The 22,275-nt window shown below is 70.7% G+C and carries 19 protein-coding genes and 1 pseudogene; 12 read left to right on the plus strand and 8 right to left on the minus strand.

The genetic code is table 11. The annotated features are described in order from the left end of the window. Positions 1 to 25 precede the first annotated feature (25 nt). From OWM54_RS29740 to OWM54_RS29755, 4 genes and pseudogenes are all read left to right on the plus strand, one after another. Positions 26 to 925, plus strand: a pseudogene (locus tag OWM54_RS29740) (ABC transporter ATP-binding protein); the annotation flags it as partial. Further along, a complete protein-coding gene (locus OWM54_RS29745) occupies positions 922 to 1,728 on the plus strand; it encodes an ABC transporter permease (RefSeq protein ID WP_223748437.1) in 807 nt (268 codons plus the stop codon). The pseudogene OWM54_RS29740 and the gene OWM54_RS29745, both read left to right, overlap by 4 nt. A gap of 4 nt (positions 1,729 to 1,732) precedes the next feature. Next, complete coding sequence (locus OWM54_RS29750; RefSeq protein WP_267699688.1) at positions 1,733 to 2,536, plus strand: ABC transporter permease; 804 nt, start codon at positions 1,733 to 1,735, stop codon at positions 2,534 to 2,536. A 198-nt stretch (positions 2,537 to 2,734) separates the two neighbouring features. Continuing rightward, positions 2,735 to 4,924, plus strand: a complete 2,190-nt coding sequence (locus OWM54_RS29755; protein ID WP_267699689.1) for a Kelch repeat-containing protein — start codon at positions 2,735 to 2,737, stop codon at positions 4,922 to 4,924. 64 nt (positions 4,925 to 4,988) lie between these two features. Here the strand turns inward: OWM54_RS29755 and OWM54_RS29760 are convergent, their stop codons facing one another. Both OWM54_RS29760 and OWM54_RS29765 read right to left on the minus strand, forming a co-directional pair. Further along, the gene (locus OWM54_RS29760; protein ID WP_223781637.1) at positions 4,989 to 5,894 is read right to left on the minus strand and encodes a helix-hairpin-helix domain-containing protein; all 906 of its coding nucleotides are present in this window, start codon (positions 5,892 to 5,894) and stop codon (positions 4,989 to 4,991) included. An 81-nt stretch (positions 5,895 to 5,975) separates the two neighbouring features. Beyond that, entirely contained in the window at positions 5,976 to 6,383 is a 408-nt protein-coding gene (locus OWM54_RS29765) for a RidA family protein (protein WP_267699690.1), read from the minus strand. Between the two features lie 116 nt (positions 6,384 to 6,499). On the opposite strand from OWM54_RS29765, the gene OWM54_RS29770 reads away from it, so the two are divergent. Then, positions 6,500 to 8,125: a peptide chain release factor 3 gene (locus OWM54_RS29770; RefSeq protein WP_223781639.1), complete on the plus strand. Its 1,626-nt coding sequence runs from the start codon at positions 6,500 to 6,502 to the stop codon at positions 8,123 to 8,125. 21 nt (positions 8,126 to 8,146) lie between these two features. Here OWM54_RS29770 and OWM54_RS29775 read toward each other — a convergent pair whose 3' ends face one another. Continuing rightward, the gene (locus OWM54_RS29775; protein ID WP_223748442.1) at positions 8,147 to 8,689 is read right to left on the minus strand and encodes a hypothetical protein; all 543 of its coding nucleotides are present in this window, start codon (positions 8,687 to 8,689) and stop codon (positions 8,147 to 8,149) included. 68 nt (positions 8,690 to 8,757) lie between these two features. On the opposite strand from OWM54_RS29775, the gene OWM54_RS29780 reads away from it, so the two are divergent. Next, complete coding sequence (locus OWM54_RS29780; RefSeq protein ID WP_267699691.1) at positions 8,758 to 10,251, plus strand: carboxypeptidase M32; 1,494 nt, start codon at positions 8,758 to 8,760, stop codon at positions 10,249 to 10,251. A 12-nt stretch (positions 10,252 to 10,263) separates the two neighbouring features. Here the strand turns inward: OWM54_RS29780 and OWM54_RS29785 are convergent, their stop codons facing one another. After that, entirely contained in the window at positions 10,264 to 12,090 is a 1,827-nt protein-coding gene (locus OWM54_RS29785; RefSeq protein ID WP_267699692.1) for a serine hydrolase domain-containing protein, read from the minus strand. A gap of 53 nt (positions 12,091 to 12,143) precedes the next feature. Beyond that, positions 12,144 to 12,500 carry a hypothetical protein gene (locus tag OWM54_RS29790; RefSeq protein WP_046715845.1) on the minus strand — a complete coding sequence of 119 codons (357 nt, stop codon included), beginning with the start codon at positions 12,498 to 12,500 and terminating at the stop codon, positions 12,144 to 12,146. A gap of 94 nt (positions 12,501 to 12,594) precedes the next feature. Here OWM54_RS29790 and OWM54_RS29795 point away from each other — a divergent pair, with 94 nt between their 5' ends. After that, entirely contained in the window at positions 12,595 to 13,236 is a 642-nt protein-coding gene (locus tag OWM54_RS29795) for an O-methyltransferase (RefSeq protein ID WP_223781642.1), read from the plus strand. Between the two features lie 2 nt (positions 13,237 to 13,238). Here the strand turns inward: OWM54_RS29795 and OWM54_RS29800 are convergent, their stop codons facing one another. Both OWM54_RS29800 and OWM54_RS29805 read right to left on the minus strand, forming a co-directional pair. Continuing rightward, positions 13,239 to 15,956: a M1 family metallopeptidase gene (locus tag OWM54_RS29800; RefSeq protein ID WP_267699693.1), complete on the minus strand. Its 2,718-nt coding sequence runs from the start codon at positions 15,954 to 15,956 to the stop codon at positions 13,239 to 13,241. A 129-nt stretch (positions 15,957 to 16,085) separates the two neighbouring features. Next, positions 16,086 to 17,255, minus strand: a complete 1,170-nt coding sequence (locus OWM54_RS29805) for a ribonuclease D (RefSeq protein ID WP_223781644.1) — start codon at positions 17,253 to 17,255, stop codon at positions 16,086 to 16,088. 65 nt (positions 17,256 to 17,320) lie between these two features. Here OWM54_RS29805 and ttcA point away from each other — a divergent pair, with 65 nt between their 5' ends. The 5 genes from ttcA to OWM54_RS29830 all read left to right on the plus strand — a co-directional run bounded on the left by ttcA (position 17,321) and on the right by OWM54_RS29830 (position 20,740). Further along, positions 17,321 to 18,181 (plus strand): tRNA 2-thiocytidine(32) synthetase TtcA, encoded by an 861-nt coding sequence (gene ttcA / locus OWM54_RS29810; protein WP_223748448.1) that lies wholly within the window; start codon positions 17,321 to 17,323, stop codon positions 18,179 to 18,181. Continuing rightward, positions 18,160 to 18,984, plus strand: a complete 825-nt coding sequence (locus OWM54_RS29815) for a TerB family tellurite resistance protein (RefSeq protein ID WP_267699694.1) — start codon at positions 18,160 to 18,162, stop codon at positions 18,982 to 18,984. The genes ttcA and OWM54_RS29815 overlap by 22 nt, the downstream gene beginning before the upstream one ends. Positions 18,985 to 18,997: 13 nt before the next feature. After that, positions 18,998 to 19,822 (plus strand): phosphate/phosphite/phosphonate ABC transporter substrate-binding protein, encoded by an 825-nt coding sequence (locus tag OWM54_RS29820; RefSeq protein WP_223748450.1) that lies wholly within the window; start codon positions 18,998 to 19,000, stop codon positions 19,820 to 19,822. A gap of 85 nt (positions 19,823 to 19,907) precedes the next feature. Next, positions 19,908 to 20,270: a GFA family protein gene (locus tag OWM54_RS29825; RefSeq protein ID WP_223748451.1), complete on the plus strand. Its 363-nt coding sequence runs from the start codon at positions 19,908 to 19,910 to the stop codon at positions 20,268 to 20,270. Between the two features lie 140 nt (positions 20,271 to 20,410). Beyond that, positions 20,411 to 20,740: a hypothetical protein gene (locus OWM54_RS29830; protein ID WP_223748452.1), complete on the plus strand. Its 330-nt coding sequence runs from the start codon at positions 20,411 to 20,413 to the stop codon at positions 20,738 to 20,740. Between the two features lie 28 nt (positions 20,741 to 20,768). On the opposite strand, the gene OWM54_RS29835 is transcribed toward OWM54_RS29830, so the two are convergent. Continuing rightward, a complete protein-coding gene (locus OWM54_RS29835) occupies positions 20,769 to 22,181 on the minus strand; it encodes a serine/threonine protein kinase (RefSeq protein ID WP_267699696.1) in 1,413 nt (470 codons plus the stop codon). Positions 22,182 to 22,275 lie beyond the last annotated feature (94 nt).

Raw genomic sequence — 22,275 nt, forward strand, 5'->3', positions numbered from 1 at the left:
CCACCGCACCTACACCTCCGTGAAGGCCGTGGATGGCATCTCCTTCGACATCCGCCCCGGCGAGCGCGTGGGCTTCCTGGGCCCCAACGGCGCCGGGAAGACGACCACGCTCAAGGTCCTCTCCGGCCTCTTGCACCCGTCCGAGGGCGAGGTCCGCGTCGACGGCCACGTGCCGCGCCTGCGCGAGGAGGCGTTCCTCAAGAAAATCATGCTCGTCATGGGGCAGAAGCAGCAGCTCCTGTGGGACCTACCACCGGCGGAGACCTTCGAGCTCAACCGCGCCATCTACGACGTGCCCGCGGCCCAATACAAGCAGACGTTGGACGAGCTGGTGGGCCTCCTGGAGATTGGCGACCTCATCGGCAAGCCCACCCGGCAGTTGTCCCTGGGCGAGCGCATGAAGTGCGAGCTGGCCGCGGCCCTCATCCACCGCCCCCGCGTGCTGTTCCTGGACGAGCCCACCATCGGCCTGGACGTGTCCATGCAGGCCACCATGCGGACCTTCATCAAGGACTACAACGAGAAGTACGGCGCCACGCTCATCCTCACCAGCCACTACATGGACGACGTGGCCGCCCTGTGTCCGCGCGTCATCGTCATCGACAAGGGGCTGCTCTCCTACGACGGCAGCCTGGACGCGCTGGTGCAGCGCGTGCGCCCGGAGAAGCGCGTGGTGCTGCGCCTGTCCGAGCAGGTGGAGGCGGGCCGGCTGGAGCCTTTGGGCAAGCTGGTGACGCACGAGGCGGGGATGGCGGTGCTCCAGGTGCGCCAGGACGCGGTCAACGCCACCATCTCCCGCGCCCTGTCGGGCCTGCCGGTGACGGACCTCACGGTGGAGAACGCGCCGCTCGAGGAGGTCATGAGCGAGCTGTTCGCGGAGAACAAGGCGCGCCGTGAGTCGACGGCCCAGGTGGTGCCGGCGTGAGCGCCCGAGGCGTGCTGCGCGCCCTGCCCACCATGCTGCGCGTGGGCTTCGCCGAGTCGATTGCCTACCGCGCGGAGATGTTCGTCTGGGTGCTGTCCACCACCATGCCGCTGGTCAACATGGTGCTGTGGATGGCGGTGTCCAAGGACGCGCCCGTGGGCAACTACGGCCAGGTCGACTTCGTCAGCTACTTCCTGGCCACCTTCGCGGTGCGCCAGCTCACCAGCGCCTGGGCCGCGTGGCTCATCAACTGGGAGGTGAAGCAGGGCACGCTGGCCATGCGCCTGTTGCGTCCCGTGTCGCCCCTGTGGGCCTACGCGTCGGAGAACGTCGCGGGCTTCCCCATGCGCGTCGTGGTCGCGGTGCCGGTGGTGCTGGTGAGCGTGGCGCTGGTGGGCGCCGACAAGGCGGTGCCCCAGCACGCGTGGGGCTGGGCCCTGTTCATCATCGCGGTGCTGGGCGGCTGGGCGATCACGTTCCTGGCCAACGTGGCCATCGGCGCGCTGAGCCTCTTCATGGACAGCAGCCAGAAGATGATGGAGGTCTGGATGGTCCTCTTCTTCGTCTGCTCCGGCTACATGTACCCGGTGGAGCTGCTGCCCGAGGGGCTGCGCACGCTCATCGACTGGCTGCCGTTCCGCTACCAGATGGGCCTGCCGGTGGAGCTGATGACGAGCGCGCATGATGTGCCCACGGCGCTGGGGCTGCTCGCGCGGCAGTGGGCGTGGGTGCTGGGGATGGGCGTCCTGGCGGTGACGCTCTGGAAGCAGGGCGTGAAGCGCTTCGCGGCGTTCGGAGGGTAGGGGCATGGTGCGGCGTTATCTGCGACTGCTCGGCGTACAGCTCAAGGCCTCCGGGCTCCAGGCGCTCCAGTACCGGGCGGACTTCCTCACCGAGGGCTTCACGTCCCTGTGCTGGGTCTTCACCGCGCTGGCGCCGCTGTTCGTCGTCTACGGGCGACGGCCGGCGGTGGAGGGGTGGACCTTCGGCGAGTCGCTGCTCGTGGTGGGCTGGTTCACCCTGCTGCAAGGCGTGCTCGAGGGGGCCATCAACCCCAGCCTCACGGGCGTGGTGGAGCACATCCGCAAGGGCACGCTGGACTTCGTGCTGCTCAAGCCCGCGGACGCGCAGTTCCTCGTGTCGACGCAGCGCTTCCTGCCGTGGCGCGCCTTCAACGTACTCACCGGCCTGGGCCTGTTCGTCTACGCCTTCATGCTGCTGGGCCGCGGGCCGTCACCCCTGGGGCTCCTCGCGTCCGTGCTGCTGCTGGGCACCAGCACGCTGCTGTTGTACTCGCTGTGGATATTGACGGTGAGCGCCGCGTTCTTCGTCGTCCGGGTGGACAACCTCACCTTCCTCTTCTCGTCCATCTTCGACTTCGCGCGGTGGCCCTCGTCGGTGTTCAAGGGCGTGGCGCGCGGCGCGTTGACGCTCGTCTTCACCTACGTGATTCCCCTCGCCCTGATGACCACCTTCCCGGCCGAAGCCATGTTGGGCCGGCTGCCGACGGTGTCCCTCGTTGGCGCGGTGGCGGGCTCGGCGCTCTTCGCGTGGGTGGCGCGGCGCGTCTGGATTCGCTCCATCGGCCATTACACCTCGGCCAGCAGCTAATCCCTTTCATCTCGCCCGGTTTCGCCGGGCCGACGAGCGCTTGTCGACTCGGCGGTGGGGTGTATCAACCCCACCTGTCGCAGGGGTGGGACGTGTTTTTTCAGAGGCTGGATTGGCCTCGCTCCCAGGGATTGGGTTAAGCGCCGCCCTGTGCGGGCCATCGGGCCCCACATCCCCCTCGGGAAAGGACCTCCCTCCATGAAACGATGTATCAGGCTCGGCCGCCTGGCCGCGCTGGTGACGGCGCTTGTCCTCACGGGATGCTCACACGAAGAATTTGCAGAGCCGTCGGAAGCCAGGGGGGCGGGTGCGGGGCTGACCGCCGCGCCCGTGCCGGAGCTGGGCTGGTCGTTGACGGCGAGCATGACGTTGCAGCGGGTGGACCACACGGCGACGGTGCTGCGCTCCGGCAACGTGCTGGTGGTGGGGGGGCAGTCCTCCACGAGCGCGGAGCTGTATGACGTGGCGGGCGCGCGCTGGCTCACGGGCGGCACGCTGAACGCGGCGCGGCGGCGGCACACGGCGACGTTGCTCGGCAACGGCAAGGTGCTGGTGGTGGGGGGCGACTCGGCGGCCTCGGCCACGGGCACCGCGGAGCTGTATGAGCCGTCCCTGGGCTCGTGGGCGCCGACGGGTAGCCTGGACTCGCTGCGCTCGGGCCACACGGCGACGTTGCTCGGCAACGGCAAGGTGCTGGTGGTGGGCGGGGAGAACGGCGCGGGCGCGGGGCTCGCGAGCGCGCAGCTCTATGACTCGGCCACGGGCACGTGGTCCCAGACGGGGGCGCTGCGCAGGCCGCGCGTGGGCCACACGGCGACGCTGCTGCCCAACGGGCGGGTGCTGGTGGTCGGCGGACGACAGGGGCCTCGGGGCGCGTTCCTGCGCGACGCGGAGCTGTACGAGCCGTCCACCGGGACGTGGAGCGTCGCGGCGAGTCTGCTCGTGGCGCGCGCGGGCCACACGGCGACGCTGCTGTTGTCCGGCAAGGTGCTGGTGGTGGGCGGTTTCGTGGACGAGTTCACCGCGACGCGCGGCGTGGAGGTGTTCGACCCGGGCATGGGGAGCTGGAGCCCCGTCACGCAGGCCTTGCCGGCGGAGCGCGCGCAGCACACGGCCACGCTCCTGCACTCGGGTGAGGTGCTCGTCACCGGAGGCTCGGACGGCAACGAGCCCTACCTGGAGACGGCGCTGCTGTATGACCCGGCGCAGGGGCGCTGGACGCAGGTGGCGTCCATGAGCACGAGCAGGCTGGGCCACACGGCGACGTTGCTGGTCCAGGGCGACGTGCTCGTCACGGGCGGAAGCCCCGACAGCGTGCAGCGCTCCGCCACGGCCGAGCGGTACTCGGTGCCCACGCCGCCGTGGCGCCTCACCACGAGCATGGCGACGACGCGCTATCAGCACACGGCGTCGCTCCTGGGGTCGGGCAAGGTGCTGGTGGCGGGCGGCACGATGGGCGGCGCGGGCCTGGGCGGCGCGGAGCTGTATGACGAGGCCCAAGCCACGTGGACGGCGACGGGCAGCCTCGTCACCCCGCGCTTCCTGCACACCGGGACGGTGCTGCCCTCGGGCAGGGTGCTGGTGGCGGGAGGTCAGGCCTCCGGGTCGTCCTACCTGTCCTCCGCCGAGGTGTACAACCCGGACACCGGCCTCTGGAGCACCACCGGCGCGCTCGCGGGGACGCGCTCGCGGCACACCGCGACGTTGCTGCTCTCCGGGCAGGTGCTGGTGACGGGAGGGCGGTCTTCGTCGAGCTTCAGCAGCATCCAGGCCACGGCGGAGCTGTATGACCCGCCATCGGGCACCTGGCGCGCCACGGGCTCGATGAGCGTGAAGCGCATCAACCACACCGCCACGATGTTGTTGTCGGGACACGTGCTGGTGGCCGGTGGCACCACGCCCACGGGGGACACGGCCACCGCGGAGCTCTACGACATGAACACCGGGGTGTGGTCTCCCGCGGGCTCCATGTCGGGCACGCGCTATGGCCACGTCGCGGTGTCGCTGCCGGGAGGCCGGGTGCTGGTGGCGGGCGGCTGGGGGCAGGGGGGCGCGTTGGCCTCGGCCGAAATCTACGAGCCCGCGCTGGGCCTGTGGATGCCGGTGGCGCCCATGTCGAGCAGCCGCTACGGGGCGATGGCGTCGGTGCTGCCGTCGGGCCGGGTGCTGGTCATGGGCGGGGACGCGGGCGCCGCCACGGGGCTGTTGCCCACCTCCGAGGTGTATGACCCGGCCACGGGCCTGTGGACCTCCGCGGGCGCGCTGTCCAATCCGCTGTCGAGCGCGGCGGTGTCGCGCCTGGCGGGCTCGGACCGGTTGCTCGTCACCGGCGGGCTGGGCTCGAGCGGCGCGGTCTCCACCGTGGAGCTCTACTTCCCGGCGCCCTGAGACGCGGTGTCATGTCCCGCGCGTGCGGGATGCCGCGGGCGGGACGTGGCGTGGAGGGCCGCGCTCACGCGCCGGGAGGCGGCGCCTCCGTCTCCTCGGACTCCACGCCGTAGTAGGCCAGACACTCCACCTCGCGGCCCCGCACGACGCGCCGTCCATCCAGCGGCCCGCCGTGCGCGGTGACGACGGTGCACTGGCCCTCGTCGCCGTCCTTGTCGAAGTAGAGCACCACCCACTCGCGCGTCGCGTCCTGCTGGTGCGCGAGCGCCGTGTTGGAGAACAGCGCGCGCACGCTCCACCCGTCCACTTTGCGCCGCAGCACCGGCAGCCACGCCTCGCCCGTGGGGTTGAAGCGCCGGGGCGCGATGGTGCGCAGCTCGCCGGCCTCCGCGCGCCGGCGGTACTCCTCGTCCACCTGGAGCAGCAGCCCGACGTCCGGCTGGGGACCGCCTTCCTCCCGTTGCTCCTGCTTGCGCGCCAGCCCGCGCCGGTTGCGGCCCAGCCGCGCCGCCAGCAGGTCGCGCACCTGCTGCCCGCGACGAGGACCGAAGCCCTCCACCGCCTCCAGGTGTCCGTCGTGCGCCGCCTGCTCCAGCTCCTCGAGCGAGCGCACCCCCAGCTCCTCATGGATGCGCCGCGCGAGCTCCGGCCCGATGCCCGGCACGCTGGCGAGCAGCTGCTCGGGAGAGGACTCGTCCTCCAGGCGCTGCAACAGCCCCAGGTGCCCGGTGCGCACCAGCTCCGCGATGGAGGCCGCGATGCTCTTGCCCACCCCGGGCAGCTCCCTGAGCCCCGCCTCGCCCTTGGACGCGAGCAGCTCCGCCACGGAGTCCGGCCACTTCCCCACCGTCGCCGCCGCCTTGCGGTAGGCCGATACCCGGAAGGGCATGGCGTCCTGCTGCTCGAGCAGGTCCGCCACGCGCTCCAGCGCGTCCGCGAGGCTGATGTTGTCCTTCCATTCGACGCCCATGGCTCCCTCCAACTTGGAGCGTCGCGTCCCAGGCGGCCACCCCGACCTGGGACACCGGGCGGGCAGGGGAGCGCCCGCTCCTCAGGGCGTCGGAGCCGGCGCGTCCGCCACGATGGCGTCCGCTTCAATCTCCACCAGCATCGCCGGGTCGATGAGCTTGCTCACCTCCACCATCGACGTGGCGGGGCGGATGGCGGCGAAGAACTCCCCGTGGGCGCGGCCCACCTCCTCCCAGCGCGAGATGTCCGTGACGTACATGCGCGTGCGCACCACGTCCTTCAGGCTGGCGCCCACGGCCTTCAGCGCGGCCTCGATGTTGCGCAGGGTCTGCGTGGCCTGGAGGTAGGCGTCCCCGGGGCCCACCACCTGGCCCTGGGCGTCCGTGGCGGTGGTGCCGGAGACGGAGACGAAGGGGCCCACGCGCACCGCGCGCGAGTAGCCCACGCGGGGCTCCCAGGGAGTACCTGTCGAGTGGTGGGTCCGCTGCATGGCCGCCTCCAGGGGCGAGAAAGGGTGGGCGGACCCTCCCACGGGCGTCGGGCGGACCGCCAGGGGCTCCTTGCTGGCTGCAAGGAAACACGGCCCGTGGTAGTTGGCCTCGGGTCATGACGAACGAGCTCGACAGGGAGGTCGCCCGGCGGCGCACCTTCGCGATCATCTCCCACCCCGACGCGGGCAAGACCACGCTCACCGAGAAGCTCTTGCTCTACGGCGGCGCCATCCACCTGGCCGGCAGCGTCAAGGCCAAGCGCGCGAGGCGCCACGCCACCAGCGACTGGATGGAGCTGGAGAAGGAGCGCGGCATCTCCGTCACCTCGTCCGTCCTCCAGTTCTCCTACCGGGACCACGCGGTCAACCTGCTGGACACCCCGGGCCACCAGGACTTCTCCGAGGACACCTACCGCACGCTGGCCGCGGCGGACTCGGCGGTGATGCTCATCGACGCCGCCAAGGGCGTCGAGCCGCAGACCAAGAAGCTCTTCAAGGTCTGCCGCATGCGCGGCATCCCCATCTTCACCTTCGTCAACAAGCTGGACCGCTACGGCCGCGAGCCGCTCGAGCTGATGAACGAGCTGGAGCAGGTGCTCGGCATCCGCTCGTACCCGATGAACTGGCCCATCGGCATGGGGCCGGAGTTCCGCGGCGTCTACGACCGGCAGGCCCGCGTGGTCCACGTCTTCTCCGCGGAGGGCTCCCACGGCGAGTCGGAGGTCGCCGAGCGCTCGGTCTCCATCGACTCGGATGAAATCAAGACGGTGCTCACCGAGGCGGAGCTGGCGAAGCTGCACGAGGACATCGAGCTGCTCGACATCGGCGGGGACGAGTTCACCCGCGAGAAGAGCGACGCGGGGCAGTTGACGCCCATGTTCTTCGGCAGCGCGATGACGAACTTCGGCGTGCGCCCGTTCCTCGACGCGTTCCTGGACCTGGCGCCCGCGCCCACCTCGCGCCCGACGACGAACGGCCCGCGCGAGCCGAACAACCCCAGGTTCGCGGGCTTCGTCTTCAAGATTCAGGCGAACATGGACCCCGCGCACCGCGACCGCATCGCCTTCATGCGCGTGGTGAGCGGCCGCTACGTCAAGGGCATGAACGCGTACCACTCGCGCCTGGGCAAGGAGGTGCGCCTGGCCAAGCCCAGCCAGTTCATGGCCGCCGAGCGCACCGCGATTGAGGACGCCTGGCCCGGGGACGTCATCGGCCTGTTCGACCCGGGGCAGTACCGCATCGGCGACACGCTCGCCGAGGGCACGGATGTGGAGTTCGAGGGCGTGCCGCGCTTCAGCCCCGAGTACTTCGCCGTGGTGCGCTCCAAGGACCCGCTGCGTCGCAAGCAGATGGAGAAGGGCCTGGAGCAGCTGTCGGAAGAGGGCACGGTGCAAATCTTCCAGCAGCTGGCCATGGGCATGAAGGACCCGATTGTCGGCGTGGTCGGCGCGCTCCAGTTCGAGGTCCTCCAGTACCGGCTGGAGCACGAGTACGGGGCGAAGATCGCCCTGGACCGGCTGCCCTTCAGCCACGCGCGCTGGGTGGTGGGGCCCAACTTCGACCCCAAGTCCTTCGACTGGGAGGGCAACCGTCAGACGGTGCAGGACCGCGACGGGCTGCCGCTGGTCCTCTTCCGCGACGACTGGGCGCTCCAGCACGCCGAGGACAAGCACCCGGACCTGAAGTTCCTCAACGAGGCCCCGCAGCTGCGCAAGGCGCTGGCGCTCAACACGGGGAGCTGAGGCTCCCCGCGCGGCGGGCGGCTACTTGTAGACGTTGACCGTGCCGCCGCGGAACTGGGAGTCGCGAAGGACCAGGCCCTCCTTGTAGAGGCGGGCCGCCTTGGGGCCGACGAAGAAGTCCTTCGGCTGGCCCCGGCGGTACGTCTTCTTCACGTGCTCCTCGATTTCGAGGAACAGGCCCCGGAAGCGGTCCGGCGCCGCGTTCTTGCGGCCCGTCTGCGCGGTGATGTCCAGCTCCGCCCAGAGCTTGCCGGAGACCAGCTCGCCCTCCTCGTTGGTGCGGCAGCGCTCCATGAAGATGACGGGGGAGCGCACCTCGTCCACGCGCCAGCTGCCCTTGTCCGGGCCGCGCTTCACCTTGTCGACGATGGCGGGGCCAATCTCGCTGGCCACCAGGTACAGGTCCTCCTGGGGCAGCCGGTCCATGTGGTCCTGGTGGGCGCGGAACGTCACCCAGTCCTCCGGGACGCGGCGGGGGTACACCTCCAGCACGAAGCGCTCCAGGTAGCGGAAGAAGGCGAGCTCGTCGTCGGGGGTCATGAAGAACTGGAGGACATTGGCCATTGCCGGGCCCTCATACCCTTGTGTCCTCCGGGGCGGAAGTCCGGGGTGAGGCGCGCTATAGAGTCCCCATGGATACCTGGCTGCTCTCCCGGATGCAGGAGCTGAAGGACCTCCAGGGGCTCATCGGCCTCGCCACGTGGGACCAGGAGACGTACCTGCCCCCCAAGGCGGGTCCGGCCCGCGCCCAGCAGCTCTCCACCCTCCAGGGGCTCCTCCACGAGCGCCTGGTGGACCCGAGGCTGGGAGAGGCCCTCTCCAAGGCCTCCGTGGACCCTGGGCTGACCGGGGACGAGCAGGCCATGGTGGCCGTGCTCCAGCGGGAACGGGAGCGCGAGGTGCGCGTGCCCGCCGCCCTGGTGCGTGCCCTGGCCGAGGCCCAGAGCCATGGGCTCCATGCCTGGAGGGAGGCCCGCAAGGAGCGCCGCTTCGCCCGGTTCCAGCCCGCGCTCCAGCGGCTGTTGTCGCTGCGCCGCGAGCAGGCGGACGCCTACGGACATGACGGTGAGCGTTACGACGCCCTGCTGGAGGGGTACGAGCCGGGCATGAGGGTCTCCCGACTGACGCCGGTGCTCACGGCGCTGCGCGAGCAGCTGGTGCCCATGGTGGGGAAGCTCACGGGGACGGGGAAGCGTCCTCGGCCCGTGTTCGACGGGCGCCGCTTCGACAAGGACGCGCAGTGGCGCTTCACGTTGAAGCTGCTCGAGGACATCGGCTTCGACCTGGAGGCGGGGCGGCAGGACTTGAGCATCCACCCGTTCACCGGGGGCACGCATGCGCTCGACGTGCGGCTCACCACGCACGTGGACGAGTCGAATCCGCTGTCGGCCATCTTCAGCACCATCCATGAAGCGGGGCACGGGCTGTTCGAGCAGGGCTTCGCGCCGGAGCTGCACCGCACGCCGCTGGCGGCGTCTCCCTCGATGGGGCTGCACGAGTCGCAGTCGCGGCTGTGGGAGAACCAGGTGGGCCGGGGCCGGCCGTTCTGGGAGCACTACTTCCCGCTGCTGCGTGACAGCTTCCCGGAGGCGCTGAAGGGCGTGGACCTGGAGGACTTCCTCGCGGCGGTCAACGAGGTGCGGCCGTCGCTCATCCGCATCGAGTCCGACGAGGTGACGTACAACCTGCACATCGCCGTGCGCTACGAGCTGGAGCTGTTGCTCTTTCGCGACGCGCTCCCGTTGGACGACGTGCCCGCGGCGTGGAACGAGCGCATGGAGCGCTATCTGGGGGTCACGCCGCCTGATGACACGCAGGGCGTGCTCCAGGACATCCACTGGGCCTGGGGCGAGCTGGGGTACTTCCCCACGTACTCGCTGGGCAACCTCTACGCGGCGTCGCTCTACCGCGTCGCGGGGCGGGAGCTGCCGGACCTGGACGCGCAGCTTCGCCAGGGGAAGATGCTGCCCCTGCGCGACTGGCTGCGCGACCGCGTGCACCAGCATGGCTTCCGTTTGCCCGCGGAGGAGCGGATGCGCGTGGTGACGGGGCAGGGGCTCACCGACGCGGACTTCCTCACGCACCTGCGCTCGAAGTACGGCGCGCTCTACAGCATCACGCTCTGAGTCGAGGCGCGCTCACTTCCCGGAGCGCACCGCGGCCATGATGAACTTGGGCAGGAGCTCCTCGCGGAACTTCCGCCAGAGCGCGACGTGGTTGTAGTTGCCCGCGGTGAACATCACGACGAGGTCCAGCTCGGGGACGACCATCACGAGCTGGCCGCCGTTGCCGCAGGCCTCGTACTCGGAGAACACGCGCTCGCCGACCTTCAGCTCATGGCGCCACCACGTGTAGCCGTAGGTCTGCTTCTCGTTCATCGTCGCGTGCTTCGCGATGGACTGCTCCACCCAGCGCTTGCTCACCACGCGCCGGCCGTTCCACGTTCCTCCCGAGAGGTACAGCTGCCCGAGCTTCAGCGCGTCGCGCGGGCGCATGTAGATGCCGCCGCCCAGGTACTGCTCGCCGTCCGGCATCAGGTCCAGGTGGTAGTCGCGCATCTGGAGCGGCGCGGCGAGGTGCTCGGTGAAGAACTCCGGAATCCACCGCTTCGTGGTGTTGCGCAGCACGCCGCCCACCAGGTTGATGTTCGCCGAGCAGTACACGCCCTTCGCCCCCGGCTCGGACACCATGGGCAAATCCAACGTGTACTTGTACCAATCCGGGACGGAGTCCTCGAGCCGGTCCTCGTTGCCCGGTGACTCCGCGTCATCGTCATCACACGCGAGCCCCGTGGACATCGACATCAGGTGCGCCACGTCGAGCCTGCGCTTGCGCTCATCCAGGTGCGCCACCTTGCCCTGGTACTCGGGGAGCAGCGAGAGGACGGGCGTGTCGACGGTGAAGGGCGCGCCCTGGTCCAGCGCGATGCCCACCAGCACGGAGGCGTAGGTCTTCGCCGCCGAGCGCAGGTCATGCGGACGCTCCTTGTCGAAGCCCTGGAAGTACTCCTCGACCACCAGCCTCCCCCGTCGAGCCACCAGCAGGCCCTGGATGGCCGGCGCCGACTCCGGGCTCGGCTCCTGGTCGAGAATCTGCTGCACCAGCTCACGCAGCGGCTGCGCGTCCATGCCCACGTCCGCGAGTGACGCCGTCTTCCAGCCGTCATCCTCGGCGACAGGGGGCCGGTAGACGTAGGGGCCCGGCGCGGGCGTGCGCGCGTACAGGCCCACCGCCTGCGAGCGCTCCCGCCGCGTGAAGTCGAACGTCGTCTCGAAGGGCGGGTAGTGCAGCGACAGCCGCTCCGAGTCCGCGTCGAACGTCCCCTGGTACGTGGCCCCGCCCTTCGTCGGCGTCAGTCGCACGGTGTTGCCCTCGACGCTCACGCGGAACAGCACCCGGTTGCCCACGTTGCGCTCGGGGTTGCGCAGGAAGGCGGTCACGGTGCCGTCGGTCTCCTTGCGCACCACCAGGTACAGCGAGAACCGGTCCTCCAGCGGCGCCACCTGTCCACGCCACACGTCCGCGCGCAGCGCACGCAGCTCCACCGGCGAGGCGAACTTCATGCCGCTCATCTGGACTCGCGGCTGAATCCAGTGGCCCCGGATGCGCTTGCCGTCCTTCGAGCGCGTGGCGCGCAGCTCGCCCTGTCCGCCCGGCAGGACGACGGAGACCTGGGTGCCCTCCACGCGCGCCGGAGCCTCGAAGCCGGCGATGCGCGCGCGCCACGTGTCTGCCTCGCGCGTCAGCGTCAATTCACCCCGGACCTGGGGACCGAGGACCCGCTCAGCGCCCCAGGTGCCCACCAGCCGCTCGGCGGATACCGGGGGCGCGGCGGCGGTCTGGCCACGCGCGGGGAGGGCGGAGAACACCAGCCCGAGGGCGAACAGGAAGTTGATGGTCGAGTTGTAGATGCAATTCATCTCGGAACGATGGTAGCGCGGGCTCGGCCGGATGTATCCCGGCATGTCTCGCGCGGGCCCGGGTCACGAGGATGTGACGGGGCGAGCGTCCCGGCGGCTCAGAACGAGAACAGCAGCGGGCGGCACGAGCGGGCCAGCCGCAGCGCGTCCCGGGCGAGTGAGTACGAGCTGGCGTCATCCGCGTCCAGCCAGGCCGCGCGGGCCACCTGGTTGCTCAGCTCGAAGCACAGGTTGGTGGTGTGCCGCGCCAGCCGGCTCTCCTTGCGCAGCGCGCGCACGTTGAGCTCGCACAGCTCCGCGCACTGCCGCAGCGCGCGCACGGAGGCGCTGCTCAGCGTCTGGCCCTGGGCCAGCAGGCGCGCCATGCCCGCCTCGCACGACGCCTGACACTGGAGGCTCGCATCGATGCAGCGCGACACGTCCGCGCGAGCACCGCCCAGTCTCGCTCCCGTCATCGCAGGCACCTCCGTTGCGCCCACCAGGGTATGCACGCCGAGCGGCGGAGCAACTGGAAGTGGGCCATGGGATGCCCGATGTTAAACGTTCACCATGCCGAAGCTCACGCTCGTCCCGAATGAAATCGAGGAGTACGCCCGCGCGCACACCGCGGCACCCGCGCCACTGTTCGAGGAACTCAAGGACATCACCCAGTCGCGCACGACCTCTCCCGGAATGCAGGTGGGCCCCGTCGAGGGCGCCTTCCTGAAAATGCTCGTCTCCCTCACGAGTGCGAGGCGCGTCCTGGAAATCGGGACCTTCACGGGATACTCCGCTCTGATGATGGCGGAGGGGCTCCCGGGCGACGGTGAGCTCATCACCTGCGACATCAATCCCGAGACGGCGGAAATCGCGCGCGCCTTCTTCGCCAGGAGTCCGCAGGGTCGGAAAATCCAGCTTCGACTCGGGCCTGCCCTGGAAACCCTGAAGACGCTGCGGGGTCCTTTCGACCTCGTCTTCATCGACGCGGACAAGGGGAACTACGGCGCCTATTGGGACGCGGCGGTGCCGCTGGTGCGTCCGGGCGGGCTCCTGGTCGCGGACAACGTGCTGTGGTCCGGGCGCGTGCTCAGCCCGGAGTCGGAGTCGGACCACGCGATGGTGGCCTTCAACGCGAAGGTCGTGGCGGACGCGCGCGTGGAGCCGGTGCTGCTGACGGTGCGTGACGGGATGATGCTCGCGCGCAAGCGCTGACGTCAGTAGCGCGCGAGGAAGCGCGTGAGGCCGGGGCGCAGGGCCTCGCGCTGCGCGATGCACTGGTCCACGCGCTCCAGCGACTGGGCCAGCACGCGCTCGCCGCCCTCGACGTCGCGGGCGCGCGGGCCGAACACCCGGGCCACCTCGTCGCGGTGCGCGGCGTCGCAGAAGAACCCGCCGCCGCCGAGCAGCCACGTGGTGAGGTCGCGGGGCAGCCGCTCGCGCAGGGCGTCGAAGTGCTCGTGCAGGAAGGTGAAGGCCACCTCGCGCGTGGGCGCCTCCGACAGGAGCCCGAAGAGGATGGCCAGCGCCTCGCGCGTGTCCACCTTCGCGTCCAGCAGCAGCTCCAGGCTCTTCTTCGCGAGCGTCACGTCGCGGAAGCCGCCGAGCGTGGCGAGCAGCAGCCGGCGCTCCTCGTCGGTGGCGGTGCGCGCGGCCGCGCGCAGGCGCTCGTGCAGCTCGGCGTCACCCGCCGCGGCGGCCGCGTTGAGGACGGTGGCCCGGTCCTCGGGCGCGAGCGTGCTCCGGTCCTGGAGCCAGCGCAGCGTGAGTCGTCGCGCCTCGGCGCGCAGCCTCGGGTCCTCGCCCTCGGTCGTCGCCATCGAGAGCAGGGAAGGGCGCATCAGCCGCGTCTCTTCACTCTCCCCGGGGCGCGACACGAAGCCCACCGCGCGCGCGCGTCCGCCGAAGAGCCCGCGCACGAAGCGCGCCCGGTGCGAGCGCAGCGAGTCCGGCACCAGGTCCCGATGCACGCTGTCCACCACCTCCGCCGCGCTGCTGACCAGCTCCGCGTCGCCCTCGCCCAGCCGCGCCACCAGCGTGAGCGCCTGGCCGACGTCCAGCTCGCCGCTGCCGACGAGCGCCCGCGCGTCCGCCATCAGCACCAGCCGCTCGGGGACGGTGAGGCGCGCGCCGCCGCGTCGCGCGAGCTTCTCCAGCCCGTCCCCCCGCAGGAGCGCGTGGTAGTAGCCGCGCGCGTCCGCGTTGGGGTGCACCCAGTCCGGGCAGCCCTTCGCCTCGGGCAGCGCCAGGGTGTCACGGGCGCCGGTGAGCACCGTGCATGCGCGGCCCTCCTTCTGGCCCACCGCGTAGCGCACGCACAGCGGCACACGCCAATCCCGCGTCCCGGAGGTGTCCTTCGCGCCGAGGGGCAGGTAGCGCTTCTGCTCCAGCGCGAGCCGGGGCGCGCCGTCCTTGGAGCACTGGAGCGTCATCGCCACCAGGGGCACGCCGGGCTGGTCCAGGAAGGTGGAGAACGCGGGCGCCACGTCCTGCCCGGCCTCGAGCGACAGCGCGTGGAAGAAGTCCTCCGTGGTGGCGGTGCCGCGCGCGTGGGCGCGCAGGTAGTGCCGCACGCCGCGCTGGAACGCGTCCTGTCCCACCCACGACTCGAACATCGCGAGCACCGCGGCGCCCTTGCCGTAGGTGATGCCGTCGAACGCGCCGTGGATGTCGCCGGGTGACTCAATCGGCTGGCGGATGCTGCGCGCGGTGACGAGCCAGTCCTCCTGCATCGCCTGCCCGCGCGCCTCCACGCGGCGCACGTCCGCGCGCCACCCGGGCTGCCAGCGCTTCACCATCTTGAAGGCGAGCCAGTCCGCGAAGGACTCGTTGAGCCACAGGTCGTCCCACCACGCGGGCGTGACCAGGTTGCCGAACCACTGGTGCGCCAGCTCGTGCGCCTGCGTCTCGGCGAAGCCGCGCTGTCGCCACAGCGTGTCCGTCTCCGGCGTGCGGAGCATCAGCGGCGCGCCGAAGGTGATGAGGCCCGGGTGCTCCATGGCGCCGCCCACGAGCCCCGGCACCGCGAGCACATCCAGCTTCGAGTACGGATAGGGCGAGCCGAACCACTCCTCCAGATGGGCGAGCAGCGGCGCGGTCACGGACGCGGCGTACGCGGCCTCCGCTCCCCGCCCACGGGGCACCAGCATGCGCACCGGCACCTTCGCCTCGCCCGCCGTGCCCGCGTCCACCGCGTCGAAGGGCCCCACCGCGAAGGCCACCAGGTACGTGGGCAAGGGCGGCGTCGTCTGGAAGCGCACCGTCTTCCAGCCCTCGGCCCCTGGCTCCTCGGCACGCACGGGCATGTTGGAGAAGGCGGCGTCCTTCGCGCGCACGCGCAGGGTGAGCGACCAGGGAATCTTGAAGCCGGGCTCGTCGAAGCAGGGGAAGGCGCGCCGCGCGTACAGCGGCTGGAACTGCGTCATCGCGTACCAGCGGCCCTCCTCCTCTTCACGGAAGACGCCGCTGTCCTCCTTGTCGTACGCGCGGCCCGAGTACTCGACGTGCAGCGTGACGGTGCCCGACGGAAGCGGCGCCTGGGCGACGAAGGCGAGCAGGTCCTCGCCCACCGGCATCGCCTCCACCGGCACGCGCGAGTCCGCCGTCTGGACGTGCGCGCGCCGCAGCGCCAGCTCGGTGCCGTGCAGCCAGAGCACGCGCGTGGGCTCCGACAGGGACAGCTCCACGTCCACCTCGCCGCGGAACGTCTCCTGACGCGGGTCCAGCTCCAGCGTCACCGACTGCCGCGTGGGACGCACGCCGGCCTCCAGGCGCAGCCCGGGTGGCACGAGCGCTTGGGGCGTCTCCACGGGCGCGGGCACGACGCGAGGGCGAGGCATCGGCGTGGGCGCCGCGTCGCGTGAGCGCCCCAGGCACCCCACGTGGAGGAGCGTCAGCCAGAGTCCGAGGATGGCGCCAAGGTGTCCCAACCGCATCGAGGAGCTCCGTCCCGTCCGACACATGCGACGCGTGATGGTGTCCATTCCATCACCGCCGCGACAGGGACGGTAGCGCCTCGATGGGGGTCGCGGGTGACGCGCCCCTCGGAGCGAACGCGCGGTGCGTCAGCCGCCCTGCACGGGGAAGGCGGCGAGCAGCTCGATGAGGGCGGGGCCGTACAGCTTCAGCCGCTTCTCGCCGAGGTAGGGCACCCGGGCGAGCTCCTCCAGGTTCGTGGGCGGCTGGCTGAGCAGCGCATCCATCAGCGGGTTGGTGAGCACCACGCTCGGCGTCACCTTGCGCTCGGTGGCCTTCTCCACGCGGAACGCCTTGAGCGCGTCCTCGCGCTTGCGGCGGTTGGAGTCCTTGGGGCCCTTGTTCTCGCGCTCCGGCGCCAGCTCGCCCTTCTGCGACTTCTCGCGCTGCTCGCGGACGATGGCGAGCACCTCGTCGCCATGGGCCCGCACGAAGACGCCCCGCACGCCGGCCGCGCGCGCCAGGTCCTTGGGCGTGGAGGGCAGCCGCGTGGCGATGTCCGCCAGCGCCATGTTGGAGAGCATGCGCCCCATGGGCACGTTCTCCTGCTCCGCCCACTCCAGCCGCTTCTTGTGCAGCGCGTGCGCAATCGCGTTCGCCAGGGTGAACTGCGCGGGGGACAGCCCGGTGCGCGGCAGCTTGGGCTTGAAGTCCGCGCCCACGTCGGGCCGGGCGACGGCCTCGTCACACAGCCGCTCGCAGTCGAGCGTCACCTCTTCCAGGATGTCCGCGTCGATGCACGCCTGCCGCACCTGCCGGCCCAATTCGCACAGGTAGCGCACGTCGTTGGCGATGTAGGTATGCATGCCCGGGGGCAGCGGGCGCAGAGAGAAGTCCGACTGCTGGTGCTCCTTGGGCAGCTCCACGCCCAGCTTCTCGCGGGCCACGTCCGCCAGGCCCACCTTGGGCCAGCCCAGCAGCGTCGCGGCGCGGTGCGTGTCGAACAGGCCCCGCACGCGCACGCCCGCCTCCGCGAGGAACTGCAGGTCGCCCTGCGCCGCGTGGAAGTACTTGGTGCGCTCCGGGTCGGCCAGCAGCGGGGCGAGCAGCCGGGCCTCCACGTCGGGCTGGAGCGTGTCGAAGAGGAAGACGTCCAGGTCCGTGGCCACCTGGAGGAAGCACAGCCGGGCGCGGAAGGCGTGCATGGAGTCGGCCTCCAGGTCCACGGCCAGCTCACGCGCCGCCTCCAGCTTCTGGAGGGCGCTTTGGGCCCCTGCGGCATCCACCACGTCCACGTCACCCTGCGGGTAGGTAGGCATCGAGCTGAGCAGGCTAGCGGACCGGACCGCCTGAATGACGTGTTTTTTCCCGGGCCGCCGCTAGGATGGCCACGCCGATGAATGACGTCCAGCGCCTGGAGAAGAGTCTGCTTGGCCACATGGGCCGAGCCATCGCGGACCACCGCCTCATCGAGGACGGGGACCGCATCATGGTGGGTGTGTCCGGGGGCAAGGACTCCTACACCATGCTCTACCTGCTCCGGGAGCTGCAGCGCCGCGCGCCGGTGAAGTTCGACCTGCTCGCGGTGAACCTGGACCAAGGACACCCGGGATTCCCCGGCCACGTCCTGGAGGAGTACTTCCAGCGAGAGGGCTACGCGTACAAGCTCCTCAAGGAGGACACGTACAGCATCGTCCTGGAGAAGACCCCGCCGGGGAAGACGCAGTGCGCGGTCTGCTCGCGCATGCGCCGGGGCATCCTCTACACGGCGGCGGTGGAGCTCGGGTACAACAAGATTGCCCTGGGCCACCACCGCGACGACCTCATCCACACGCTCCTGCTGAACCTGTTCTTCGCCGGCTCCATCAAGGCGATGCCGCCGCTGCTCAAGAGCGACGACGGGCGCAACGTGGTCATCCGGCCGCTGTGCTACGCGCCGGAGAAGGACATCGCGAGGTTCGCGGAGCTGAAGGCCTTCCCCATCATCCCGTGCGACTTGTGCGGCACGCAGGAGAACCTGCAGCGCAAGCGGATGCAGAAGCTGATGGAGGAGCTGGGCAAGGAGATTCCCAACGTCCGTCAGAGCGTGCTGAACGCGATGGCCAACGTGCGGCCGTCGCACCTGATGGACCGGACGCTCAACCCGGACCCGCTCAACGCCGGCGGGGCCGAGTCGGGGGCGCCCACTCAAGACACGCAGGACACGCAAGGGGGAGCCAGCCCATGGCTCGAGAGCAGGCAGTGAGCGCGCGCAAGGAACGCAACGCCGCGCTGGTGGAGGTGATGTTGCTGGCGGCGATGGCGGACGGCCGTGTCTCTCAGCGGGAGATGCAGACGTTGCTCAGCCGCGTGCTGGAGCGGCCGGAGTTCGAGGGCACGCGTCCGGAGGAGCTCAACGCGCTGGTGGAGTCCAGCGCGGCCCGGCTGTCGGAGGCGCGGGATTTGGAGGACGTGCTGGCGTCGTTGCGGCGGCGGCTGCCGGACCACAAGAACCGGATGCTGGCCTTCGGGCTGGCGGCGGCGGTGGCGCTGGCGGACCAGCGGGCCACGCGCACGGAGCTGGGGCTCTTGAAGACGTTCCAGGCCGCGCTGGGCATCTCCGAGGACGAGGTGGCGCAGATCATCGACGTCATCGAGAACGGCGGCAGCCTGGCGGAGGCGCTGGGCGAGCCGCTGGAGCGGCTGTTCGCGGAGGTGATGGTGCTGGTGAGCGCGGCGGACGGGCGGCTGAAGGAGGCCGAGGCCCGGGCGCTGGTGGAGAGCTTCGCGGCGGACCCCCTGTTCGAGAACGTCAGCCCGGAGCGCGCGCAGAGCTTCGTGAGCGAGGCGGTGTCGGCCCTGTCCGCGGAGGGGCTGCCCCAGCGGCTCCAGGTGCTGGCCCACGGCCTGACGACGCACACCCAGCGGCTGAAGGCCTTCCGGCTGGCCACGAAGATTGCCCACGCGGGTGGGGAGCCCAGCCTGCCGGAGCAGCGAATCCTGGACCTGCTCCAGGCGACGTTCGGTCTGGCCGACGACGAAGTGGCGCGACTGGGCAGGGAGGGGTAATCAGGGGGCGGTCATGACCCTTCAAGTCCCTTCCGCGACCCGACACTCGTTCCGCTTCGGACTGCCGCCGTCATTGGGCAGTGAAACGGCGCGGGAGCGCGCGGACCGGCTGGCGGCCTTCCTCCAGCGGGCCATGGGCAAGCTGGTGGAGGTGAGCGTCGCGTCCAGCTATGAGACGCTCGCCAAGGACCTGCTCTCCGGGCGCGCGGACGCGGCGTGGGCGCCTCCCTTCGTGTGCGCGCGGATGGAGGCCATGGGGGTGCGGGTGGTGGTGCGCGGGGTGCGCCGGGGCATGTCGTCCTACCGCTCGGCGCTGGTGTGTCGGGCGGGGGCGGGGCTGTCGGTGGACCGGCTCAAGGGCGCCACGGCGGCGTGGGTGGACCGGGATTCGGTGGCGGGGTTCCTGCTCCCCACCGCGTACCTGAAGGCGCAGGGCCTGGAGCCGGCGCGGGCCTTCTTCGCGCAGCACTTCACGGGCTCGTACCGGGGCGCGCTGGAGTCGGTGCTGGACGGCAAGGCGGACGTGACGAGCGTGTTCTGTCCGCCGGCCTCCACGGGGCTGACGTACACGACGGGCGTGGAGGATGTGCTGGGGGCGGGCGCGGGGCGCCGCTTCGAGCTCATCGCGTACACGGACGAGGCGCCCAACGACGGCGTGCCGGTGGCCATGGGGCTGCAGCCGCAGCTGGTGACGGCGCTGGAGACGACGCTGCAGGGCCTGCAGTCGTCGCCCGAAGGCGTGGCGCTGCTCAAGGACATCTTCAACGCGGAGCGCTTCGAGCCCGCGCCGCGCATGGGCTACCGCGCGCTGTACCGCGTGGCGCTCGCGAGCCTGTAGCGCCTGGCGTGGGGTGGGCCGCATGCCGCGACGCGGCGCGCGTTTTCGCGTGGACGTCCGTGCGAGCGCATGCAGGATGCCGCGCATGAGCGAGCTCAAGAGCTACGAGGGCGGCTGTCACTGCGGGCAGGTGCGCTACGAGGTGAAGCTGGACCTGTCCCAGCCGGCCATCCAGTGCAACTGTTCCATCTGTCAGAAGACGGGGACGATGCTGAGCTTCACGCCGGTGTCGCAGTTCACGCTGCGCTCGGGCGAGAGCGTCCTGACGGACTACCAGTTCAACCAGAACATCATCCACCACCTGTTCTGCTCGAAGTGCGGCGTGCGCTCCTTCGCGCGCGGCAAGGGCCCGGACGGCTCCGAGATGGCGGCCATCAACGTGCGCTGCCTGGACGGCGTCGACCTGAACACGGTGAAGACGTTCCAGTACGACGGCCGCAGCAAGTGAGCCGCCGCGCCTCCGGGACACGAGGTCGCGGTGTCCCGGGGGGGCGTGGGAGGTCGTTCCGACGCGGGGCAGGGGATGTGATGCAAACACCAGCACCTCGGACTGCGAGCACCTCGAGGTGGGCCCGCGTCCTCGCGGTCGTGGCCAGTGCGTTGCTGTGTCTCTACGTGTTCCGTCCGCTCGACGGATACCTGGGGGAGCTGGCCTCGCTCGCCTTCAGGGAGGACACCGTCTTCGCGCCCGGCTATTCGGCCTTCAAGTTCTGGCGGATTCGCCGGGGGATGACCGAGGCCGAGGTCGAGCGGCTCGTGGGCGGGCCGCTGAAGACGTGGACGCCTCGGGATGTCGACCTGGATGAAGTGTATTGGAGCTACTCCCACTCACCTGGGGATACTCACTACCGCATGCGTCTGGTGTGTTTCCGTGACGGCCGCGTCCACGACCTCCACACCGAGTTCTATGTCGACTGAGGTCGAGCCGAACGCGAGGGTGCCGGGGCTACGGCTCCTCGGGTTCCTCGGGAGGCTCGGGAGTCCGCGTGGGCACGCGCTTGGGCGCCGAGCCCGCTGTCCTGCCCGGAGGCGGTGAGGGCGCCTTGCCGGAGCCGGTGCCTCCCTTGGCGGGCATCGGCGCGGCGGACGAGGTCGAGCCACCGCTTCGCGTGGGCGCCGCCGAGCCACCACTCGTCCCGCTTCGTCCGGCCACCGGCACCGCAGCCGCGGAGGACCCCGTGGGCGCGCGCCGGGCGGGCGCCATGGGCGAGGTGGACGACGCGGACACACCGCCCGGGTCCTTCACCATCGCTGGCGCCGAGGCCGAGGAGCCTCCAGGCTTGCGCGCCGGCGTCCCCGCGGGCGTCGGACGCGCCGTGGGCCGCTGCCCGGAGCCCGCCGTGTCACCCGCCGCCGCGGCCGCCGCGGCCGCCTGCTGACGGGCCGCGAGCCTCGGGTCGTAGTGGATGACGGTGGGCTCGGCCGCGAGCCGCTCCTCCTCCAGCTCCTCCGAATACGTGTCCTGCATGAACGCCGCGAGGTGCGCGGGCGTCGCGTGCAGCTTCTGCTGCACCAGGAACTCATCCAGCGCGAGCTGCACCTCGCCCGCCGACGCGAAGCGCTCCTCGCGCTTGCGCGCCAGCGCCTTGAGCACGATGGCGTCCAACGCCTTCGGGATGTCCGGCATCACCTCGGACGGAGGGACAATCTTGGTCCCCACCACCGCCTTGAGCGTGGCGATCTCCGTGTCGCGCTTGAACAGCCGCTGGTGCGTCAGCAGCTCGTAGAACACCGTCCCCAGTCCGAAGATGTCGGAGCGGTGGTCCAACGGCTCGCCCCGCGCCTGCTCCGGGGACATGTACGCGTGCTTGCCCTTGATGGTGCCCACCACCGTCTGGGAGAACTTCCCCGACGCCTTGGCCACCCCGAAGTCGATGAGCTTGACCCCGCCGTTGTAGCCGACGAGCACGTTCTGCGGCGACACGTCCCGGTGGATCAACGCCAGCTTGCGCCCCGACGGGCTGCGCGCGTTGTGCGCCGCATCCAGCCCCGCCGCCGCGTCCGCGATGATGCGGCACTTGAGCCCCAGGGGAATCGTCAGCTTGCGCTGCTGTGCCCTGAGTCCCAGCGGCCCCACCGCCTCGCCGTGCACGTACTCCATGGCGATGAAGTACTGCCCGTCCACATCGCCCAGGTCGTAGATCTGCGCGATGTTCGGGTGGTTCAGGTGCGCGGCGATGCGCCCCTCGTCCAGGAACATCTCGATGAACTCATCGTCCTCGGACAGGTGGGGCAGCAGCCGCTTCACCACCAGCAGCTTCTGGAAGCCCACCGGCCCCTTCTGCCGGGCCAGATAGACGGCGCCCATGCCGCCGATGGCGATCTTCCGGAGCAGCTCGTAGCGGCCGAATGTCTCCACGTCGACGCCACGATAGCCGCGCCGGGGCCACATGCGGAAGCCCGCGGCGCGTCATTTCCCCGCCACACCAAAGGCCCCACCTCCCGGAGGACGT

This window comes from Myxococcus sp. MISCRS1 (genome assembly GCF_026626605.1).
GTDB classification, from domain to species: Bacteria; Myxococcota; Myxococcia; order Myxococcales; family Myxococcaceae; genus Myxococcus; species Myxococcus fulvus.